The sequence below is a fragment of the Saccharospirillum impatiens DSM 12546 genome, assembly GCF_000423605.1.
GTDB lineage: Bacteria > Pseudomonadota > Gammaproteobacteria > Pseudomonadales > Natronospirillaceae > Saccharospirillum > Saccharospirillum impatiens.
Genome location: NZ_AUIH01000079.1, coordinates 1 through 8671 on the forward strand (window position 1 = coordinate 1; position 8671 = coordinate 8671).

The 8671-nt window shown below is 43.7% G+C and carries 8 protein-coding genes and 1 pseudogene; 8 read left to right on the forward strand and 1 reads right to left on the reverse strand.

Translation table 11 applies throughout. The features are described 5' to 3' along the window. Positions 1 to 303, forward strand: a pseudogene (locus G565_RS26550) (alpha-amylase family glycosyl hydrolase); the annotation flags it as partial. Between the two features lie 343 nt (positions 304 to 646). Here G565_RS26550 and G565_RS0119355 read toward each other — a convergent pair. Continuing rightward, on the reverse strand, positions 647 to 1147 hold the full coding sequence (locus G565_RS0119355; protein ID WP_028672310.1) for a hypothetical protein: 501 nt from the start codon (positions 1145 to 1147) through the stop codon (positions 647 to 649). Positions 1148 to 1466: 319 nt separating this feature from the next. On the opposite strand from G565_RS0119355, the gene G565_RS25030 reads away from it, so the two are divergent. The 7 genes from G565_RS25030 to tnpA form a co-directional block, all read left to right on the forward strand. Then, on the forward strand, positions 1467 to 2045 hold the full coding sequence (locus G565_RS25030) for a hypothetical protein (protein WP_051208293.1): 579 nt from the start codon (positions 1467 to 1469) through the stop codon (positions 2043 to 2045). Between the two features lie 717 nt (positions 2046 to 2762). Continuing rightward, a complete protein-coding gene (locus tag G565_RS0119365; RefSeq protein ID WP_037340408.1) occupies positions 2763 to 4004 on the forward strand; it encodes an aminotransferase class I/II-fold pyridoxal phosphate-dependent enzyme in 1242 nt (413 codons plus the stop codon). Beyond that, the gene (locus G565_RS0119370) at positions 4001 to 4834 is read left to right on the forward strand and encodes a TauD/TfdA family dioxygenase (RefSeq protein WP_028672312.1); all 834 of its coding nucleotides are present in this window, start codon (positions 4001 to 4003) and stop codon (positions 4832 to 4834) included. Before G565_RS0119365 ends, G565_RS0119370 begins: the two co-directional genes overlap by 4 nt. Next, the gene (locus G565_RS0119375; protein WP_028672313.1) at positions 4824 to 5762 is read left to right on the forward strand and encodes an ATP-grasp domain-containing protein; all 939 of its coding nucleotides are present in this window, start codon (positions 4824 to 4826) and stop codon (positions 5760 to 5762) included. Before G565_RS0119370 ends, G565_RS0119375 begins: the two co-directional genes overlap by 11 nt. Then, entirely contained in the window at positions 5746 to 6897 is a 1152-nt protein-coding gene (locus tag G565_RS0119380) for an MFS transporter (RefSeq protein ID WP_028672314.1), read from the forward strand. Before G565_RS0119375 ends, G565_RS0119380 begins: the two co-directional genes overlap by 17 nt. Before the next feature lie 4 nt (positions 6898 to 6901). Next, positions 6902 to 7939, forward strand: coding sequence for a hypothetical protein (locus G565_RS0119385; RefSeq protein ID WP_028672315.1), 1038 nt, complete (start codon positions 6902 to 6904; stop codon positions 7937 to 7939). 496 nt (positions 7940 to 8435) lie between these two features. Next, positions 8436 to 8671 (forward strand): IS66 family insertion sequence element accessory protein TnpA (gene tnpA, locus G565_RS0119390; protein ID WP_028672316.1); only part of this gene is annotated, 236 nt, incomplete at its 3' end.

The window sequence follows — 8671 nt, forward strand, 5'->3', positions numbered from 1 at the left end:
TTTGTTGGCTACCCTAGGGAAGACATGCCAGAAGGCTTGCCCTTTCGGCTGCAAGACTACCTGGAACTGCTTGACTGGACCGGTCGTCAGATTCGTAACGACAAACGCGGAAGCATCACACAGACTCTTCCACCCATCCTCGAACGCCTTAATATCGATGCTGAACACTGGGTCTATAACACTCAGCACTTTGAAAGCCAGTTTAAAGGGTTGGTTGGCACTGCAATCTCGATTAAAGCAAAGTGTCAGCAGTTCGGTTACAGACGAACACCTGGATTAGCATTAGGCGCGCAACCTACTTAGCCAGAACCTTCCTCACTTCTCAATTCTCGGGCCTACCTGAGGCGCTTGCGTGCGTGAAAATCACAAAAATCAGCCAATTTTCCTTAAATTACCAGACTTAAGTGAATCGGTAGTCTCGTCTTTCAAACTACTGACTCGATATAGGGTCACCTTTCCGCTTCCCTACTACGCTGCATGTCCTTAGTGGCTTGGAATACAATAGTGTATAACTATCATTATACCCCCCTTAATAGGCGCCTAATGTGGGTGTCGCGCAAAGCTGTTCCTCTGTCGCTGCTGGGTGACCAGAGATTGCCATTGCTCTGGCGTTTTACGGGGTGAATGTGTCTTCGTCATGCTGGCCTCAATCAAATAAGTGAGGGGCCAGCTTATCGCGCGAAAAAGTGGGCAGATAGAACGCCGTAGAATGAACGGTTACGCCTAATGTGGGTGTCCATAGAAGCTCCGGGCCGGGGTTTTCGCCCCGCTCCAGGGCCAGGCTGAAACGCCCTACGCCACCCTCTGCGTCCTGCACCACGCCTTCCAGCGACTGGGTACCAGCCTGCAACGGCACGTTCGGCACCTGCCAGGTGGCGAAGCCATCGTCTGTCTCCGCCAACATGCCATGGACGGTGACGGAAGTGATGACATCGCCATCCGGATCGATAGCGGTGCCCCGGACCGTGATACTGGTGCCGGTGGTCAGGCTACCCGAAAGCGGGAACTGGACAGTCACGGTTGGGGCCTGGTTCGCGCCGGGGTTATTCGCCCCATGGGACCCACTACCGCCACCTTCGCAGGCCGCCAGCAGCAATGCCAGACCAGCCATTGCCAGCCACCGAGGTGCGTTCTCGAATCGTCTCATACCAACCTTCCCCAGTTTTCCCACAGCCAAAGCGAGTCAATTTACAGCCCGGGTAAGACGGCGGGTACCCTACAGATGTCGGGTACACGTGCACCGGTCAATGACAAGCCTTTACAGTTTTAACAATGTCATTCGGCGGAGCAGTAAGATGGAAAGTAACAAGGGGTAAAGACCTACATGATGCACAACCCAAGGTCCTTTCTGAACTGGTAACAAAGTGGCGTGAGCGCCTTAAGTCGATCAGCTGGTTTATGCGTGCTTTGAACGAAGATATTGCACGCCAGGCCAATGCAGAAGACTTCCGCACTGGCAGATACTTATGGAAACCATCCATGGTTTCCAACGCTACGCGGCAGCTATTCGCTGCGCCAATTTATTCCAGAAAAATTGGCGGAAAGGTCGATTCAAATCTCAAGCTTTACTCGATGAAACAGCACTGGCTACTTGCATGGCTTATGTGGAGTTGAACCCCATTCGCGCGCAGATGACAGATGATCCAGAGAACTCTGACCATACGTCCGTTAAGAAGCGCATTGACACTGCTCAAGCAGAGCCTGACCCTTCTGAACCAGCGCAGCCTAAGGCGCTGTTCCCATTCGTAGGCTACCCTCGCCAGGACATGCCTACAGGCTTACCGTTTAGGTCACAGGACTACCTGGAATTGGTTGACTGGAGAGGCAGACAGATTCGATCAAACAAGCGCGGAAGTATCGACCAACAGAGCCCTCCCATTCTCGAACGCTTCAACATCGACGTTGAGCATTGGGTTTATAACACCCAGAATTTCGAGAGTCAGTTCAAAGGAATTGTCGGTACCGTCCTTTCGATTCAGGCTCAGTGTCACCGGTTAGGGTATCGGCGAACACCGGGACTGGCGGCTGCCACTCACTTAACCTAGCTTACCAATTCAAAAGTGACTATCAGGGGACCCTGAGATTCTCCTGTGCCTGAAAATCGGCTTTTTGGGCTAAATGCCTCAATTTTTCGATCTAGCCCCTTCTTTACCATTCAGCTTTGAAGAGTCTCTACTTCGAGTCTCGAAACCTCTTCAAAAATCACTCCGTTGGGTGTCCTGTTAGCTGCTAATGTGACTGTCACAATAGTCCACTGTCCCAATAGTCGGTGGCCCATGACTCGAGGTCCTGGCTGGTTGCTAGCCCTTACCAGGCAGAAGGATTTCACCTCCAATCTTTTATCGGCTTTGCCCGGCGCTCTGCATGTCCTATAGGCTCGTCTACTACGGTGCCTGCCCTATGTGGCCGTTCCATAAGACTGAATCTGTGACTGACCTCACGGAACAAAGAAGTGTTGCACGATACCTGCTTTACGGACTATCCATCTATGAGTAAGGTGCCAGCCCAATTGACCGCTCACCTGAAATGCCGTAAACAGAAAATTGAGCTGTAGGATTTTTCTTGAAACAAGAGGGTATTTGTACTTACTGCTACAGAACTTTATGCTAGTAACGATACTTAGAATCAACAGTTACAATCCAGTCAACGGCCAGCCGAATAATAATTTGGATTCACTTAAGGGATTAATACTTAATCTTGGCAATTATCACAAATTTTGCGACTAAAACAGTCGTGTAAATACAGTTCTAAAAGGAATTTATATGACAACTATTGCTGATGGAAATTGGCTGAACCGCCGCATAGAAAAGTCAAAGCCACATCAAGACTTAGTATGGAAAATCGGTGCAAACGATTTCGTATTCTCTGAAAAATCAGGTAAAAAAGTAACGCTTTCAGTTTCAGGGCAAGAAATGATCGAGTTCATGTCCTGTTCCTACCTCGGGCTAGAAGACGATTCGCGCATACGTTCTGCTGCCAAAAGCTCTATCGACTTATATGGTATGACTTTTGCGGCAGCAAGAACACGAATGCGGCCGGAGATGACAACCACTCTTGACAACAAGTTATCTCAAATTATTGGAGCTCCGACTACTACTTTTTCTACTGTCGGACTCTGCCATCTTGCAGTACTTCCCTTGCTTGGTGCAAATGAACTGCCATCCTACACGATTAAGAACCAACCACACTGGATTATAGATCAGACTTCCCATGCCAGCATTCAAGTTCTTAGAGGAATCTTAGAACAGTTTGGAAAGGTAACACGAGTAAACTTTCAGGATGCTGCGCGGCTAAAACAGGTTATTTCAGAAGTTGCAAAAAATGGTAAAACCCCCATCACACTAAGTGATGGTGTAGGCTCAATGGGAGGGTTGGGGCCAGTTAGAGAGATCATGACACTTGCAGAGGAATTTAGTGGATATGCCTATATAGACGATGCGCATGGAACTTCCATTATGGGGCCTAATGGTGCCGGCTATGCTATGCAAGAACTGGGGGGAAACTATCACCCAAGACTTATTTTAACTTCTTCACTTGCAAAAGCATTTGGATCTACGGGAGGAGCTGTTTCAGTCTACAGTGCTGAAGATGAAGAGGTTATTCGGAAATACTCTAACCCCTATATCTTTGGTGGACCCTTAGCCATTCCTACAGTAGCGGCAGCGTCCGCCGCAGCTGATATCCACTTGAGCGATGAGATTTACAAACTTCAAGATGAATTAAACTCGATTTGCGAATATTTTGACATGAAGTGTCCACCCGACACTATCAATTTTGAAAGTAAAGTTCCCATTCGTGGATTGTTCGTGGGAGAGGAAGAAATTGCTATTCGGATAAACAAAGAACTAATGCTACAAGGCTTCGCTTGTACCGTTGCTATGTATCCCACAGTGCCCTTTGGGCAAGCAATGATAAGAATAGCACTTTCGAGAACACATTATAGAAGAGATATCGATAACTTGTTGCACACTTTTTCAAAGGCAGTGAGCAAGGAAGGAATATGAAAACTAAGTTTAATGCTGAGGAAGTTATTTCAAAAATTGCCACTGACGGTCTCTGCCAGATTCGCAATAGCGACCTCTCTGCAGAAGATTTCAATGAACTTACGAATATTCTTTCTGATCAGAATTTAGTACACGGCTCTGAACGAGAAAAGATTACGGAAGATGACTCAGTCCAAGAAGTTACGAAAGGAAATGATTGGGTACCTCCTCATATGGAAATGGGAAGAATGCCTGTTCAACCAGATATTGCTGCTTTTTTTTGTGAAAAGCCTGCTGAATTGGGTGGAGAGACAATTGTTGTAGATGGAAAGGCAGTGTTTGAGTCCTTGCCAAATGACGTGATTGAGTACTTTTCAAGAAATAAAATAAAGTATACCGCAACAATGGACTTACCCTATTGGAGTAGGGCATGGGGCTGCGAAACAATGGATGATGTGCGAAAACTCGTGATGGCTAAGTTTTCTGATCCGAGTCTATCATTCAGTTTCCTGGACAATATGTGTGTTGATGCTTCATTTTCTACCTCAGCCTTCAAACATAAAAAGGATGGTTCCATTCATTTCACAAACAGCATATATGGCCCCTATGAAGGTGGTGGCGGTGGTCGATTGACTGATGAAAATAATTTTAAAATCACCCAGAACCTACTGGATGCTATCTCGAATGTTTATCTTGATTTGGAGCAAGTGGTCCCGTTGAGCGCCGGTGACATGGTCATTATGGACAATAAGCGCTTCATGCATGGACGAAATAAATTTAGCGGTTCAAACCGTCGAATATACGCTAAGTTTTTCAATATTGAGTGCATAGGTGCTCTCTATGAAGACTGAAAGGGCGTGTGCATTTAAAGTCGTTTGGGTTATGGATTTTTGCCATTTCACGGAATATGAGATTAAATCTGGAGCTGAGTTTTATAAGGAACATTTTTATGCGAATGATGTTTGCCTCGAGCTGTTTGACAGTAGGACTATATCGCTAGATACAGAGTGTGAATTTGTACATTTTTTTCAGGATGAAGAAATGGACATTGTCGTACTAATCTCTGATTTTTCTAAGGATGAAATTCAAAGTGAATTGCTAAGGGACCTTAAGGGCTACTTAATGATTTTCGGGGTTACCGTGGTAAGTCAACCGGCTACGGCATCAGGATTGAACATCAGTGACAAATTATCAACAGCACTTTGGCTAAAATGCAATAACCTTCCTTACATTCCTACCTACAAGGTTTATCAAGATACAACAATCAGATCTGTTCTTCGCAAGCTAGACCTACCAGTTATAATTAAGCCCAATAAAATGGCGAGGGGGTTTGGAGTAGTTAAAGCAAATTCCGAAAGTGAATTTACTTCCATGGTGGAGCTACTAACTAGCTCTACCATGGACTTGATAGTTCAGAAGTACATAGCCGCAGAGTATGATATACGAGTCTATGTTTTTAAAAATCAACTAATCGCACATCAAGTACGATCACTTAAAGCAGGCAGTATTCTTGCAAATGTCTCTAAAGGTGCCCGTTCTGTGGATGTTACACTTGACCCAGAAATACTTGAGATTGCTCTGAAGCTATCTGAAAGGTTGAGCCTTCAATTTCTCGCAATTGACTTTTTGGTTGATACTCAAGGTCACCATTACATTAGCGAAATCGAAACTGTATTGGCTGGTTTTTCAGGTCTTATAAAATCTAAGCAAAAAGAAGTAGCTGAATGCCTTGTTATCTACTTATCAGAAATCCGGAGAAAAAGTGACAACTCGATCTAATAGCTTACCTAATAGCAAATCACTTTTCATATATTTCTATATGTTTTTCAATGAATTTTCATTTTTCATTGTATTACCGCACATTTCTCAGATCGATAATGTTACAGCGCTGCAAGTAGGTTCGCTTTTTACCTATGCAGTAATTTGTGAGTCGATAATGATGTTGTCGATCTCTACATGGCTACGGAGCATTCGCATAAAGACTCTCTATCTTGTTGCGCCACTCTTGATGTTCTCTTCTTTCCTCCTGTTAAAGCATGTTGATAGTCTTTTGGGGTATGTACTATTTTTTTCGATAATGAGTTTAGCTAAAGCTATAGGTAAGCCATTTTCTCGTACGGCCCTCAATTTAGTGACCCCTGACAGTAAGAAAAAACGGGTATTCATCAATATATCACTTGCGCAAAATTCAGCAATTGTACTGGCTCCATTAGTAGGCATGCTATCAATTGGTAGCGAAAATCTCATCTACAACTTCATGGGCTTAGTATACCTAGCATTCGCTCTATTGTCCTTCTTTGTGTACAGCCAGATAGACCCCTTGATAAAAGGAAATTCAGAATCATTGATTAAAGGTATTTCTTCAATATTCAAGGTTGATAAATTCCCTTCCTTAACTTTTGGAATATTTGCCTGTTATATGATTATGGGTATATTTATTACTGGCATAGTTACTTCAGGCCAGTTCATACCTGCAATAGAGAACCATATCGGCATACTCTTTTCATTAGTTGGAGTTGTTATTTGTATTTGGCAGTTCTATTTATCTAAAACCAGAGTTGGAGAATACATTTCTAATTCATTCTCAACTCTCTTGCTAATCATAGTATTTAGCTCACTATTTTTTCTCGGAAATGTCTATATTTCGTTCCTATCGATAATGGCATATGGACTATTTGAATCTGTTGTTATTCCGCTATTTTATAGAAGAAGCTCCGACAGGCTGTCTGCGAAATACCAGAGTCAGGCTTTTTCCGTCCTGTTAATATCAGCGAATGTTGGTGAAGCGATTGGAGCCTACGCGACAGGTTGGCTGATAGATTTTAATACAGAAATGGCTTCTTTTTATTTGCTGGGTATTGTATCAATGTTGGGTCTATCAATCATGCTGGCTTCGTTTAAGGATAAGGCGTAATAATATGAATAATGGAATCGTATTTGCGACGGGTGGAACGACAAAAAAAGCACGTGTCGTCCAACATGCCTGGGAGGACTTTGAATTCGTGTGTCAACAGTCTGCTACAAAAATACGGCCGATTTTTAGTCAATTGTCAGTAGAGAAAATTGCAAATTGCATGGCAGCTGGTGGTCTTTGGGGTGGTTTTATCTTTGTCCAGGAAGTAGCAAAAATTACAAATAGAACGTGTTATCCTTTTAGCTCGTCTTACGATATTGAAAAGCTTGTTAACCACATTTTAGATTGTAGAATTGATACGTTGATTGCGCTACCTAATTATGTTGTAAGACTTTACGGGTATTGTGCAGAAAATGACATTGATATTAGCTGCTTGAAGACCATTTTTTATTTTGGTGAAGGTTTCGTATGTGAAGATAAGCGATTTATACCAAAAGGAACTACGATATTACCTTTAACCTATACAACACAAGAAACTGGTGTTTTGGGATATAAATGCTCCAGCCTTGCAGAGCAGGAATATCATGTATTTCGACACGTAAATGCTTATCAAAATAGCGATTCCAACAGCTTGGTTGTTGACTTGGAGTTTCCTAGCGGAAAGAAAGTATTAGCTCACAACACTAACGATATAGTTTCTATTCGAGATAGCCACAAATGCAACTGTGGCTTTGAAGGAAAGACCCTTATCCTCCACGGTCGCGAACAACATTATGCCAATATTCTTGGAACTTCAATTTCAAGGGAGGAAATCGAACTTGCCTTTGATAAACTTATAGTCGGATCCTCTGCATTGATATGGCGAATACAAATAGCCACAGGAATCAAAGAAAGTCAGCCGTATGTCACGATTCTCATAGATTCTGATAGTTCTCTTCATCACCTCGAGTTTCTTGACATTGCAAATGCCAACAGTTTGATAAATGAGCTCTATCAGGATGCGTCCATTGCGACGTTAACTTTTACTGATTATTCAAATTTTCATTGTCATCCAATAAGCGGGAAAACCCCCTTCCATGTTACTAAAAATATTTCGGCTTAAGACTTCCGAGAGACTTCTGAGGACACCCACCGGAATACCATAGAGCATAACTATCAATGGACACTCCTTACTAAGTGCCTAATGTGAGTGTCCAGCGAAACTGATTACAAGCACTGGGTGTATTAGTTACTGATAGGCCTAGCAGAAATAGTGCAGCAACAAGCTTTAGCCTCCATCGGTTCTACATCTCCTAAGCTACAGTGCAATAACAAATACCTGCCAGAACTATTGAGACCAAAGCTCCCATCTTTAAGCTCAAGTAGGAATTTATAACTTCCGCGCAGAAAGCAGTGGCAATAGCGAAAGCAAGCCCCAGTATCAAACCAGAGAGTACCAACCAATAGTACTGTCTATTTGAAATCTTCATCAGAAGACCATGTCCGGTCCACGAGTGAACATAATAAAGACTGTAAGCGCCAATAAATCAGCACCTGTTTTCACCGTACCGACTCATTCACACTGATTCCTCCGATCCAGTACCGAGGAATGCATTGTGATGACCAAACAACGACAGCACGACTGGCAACAGATCATGAACGATTGCCAAGCCTCAGGCCTTTCCGGCATGGCATTCTGCAAACAGCAGAGTATTTCCTATCATCAGTTTACGTACTGGCGCAGCAAATTACGCCAAACACAGGGCAGTCAGTCAAATCCAAAATCTGGCTTTACCCGCGTCAGTGCGGCTGCCCCGGAACACTCAGAAACTGAGTTGACGGTCACGCTTCCCAC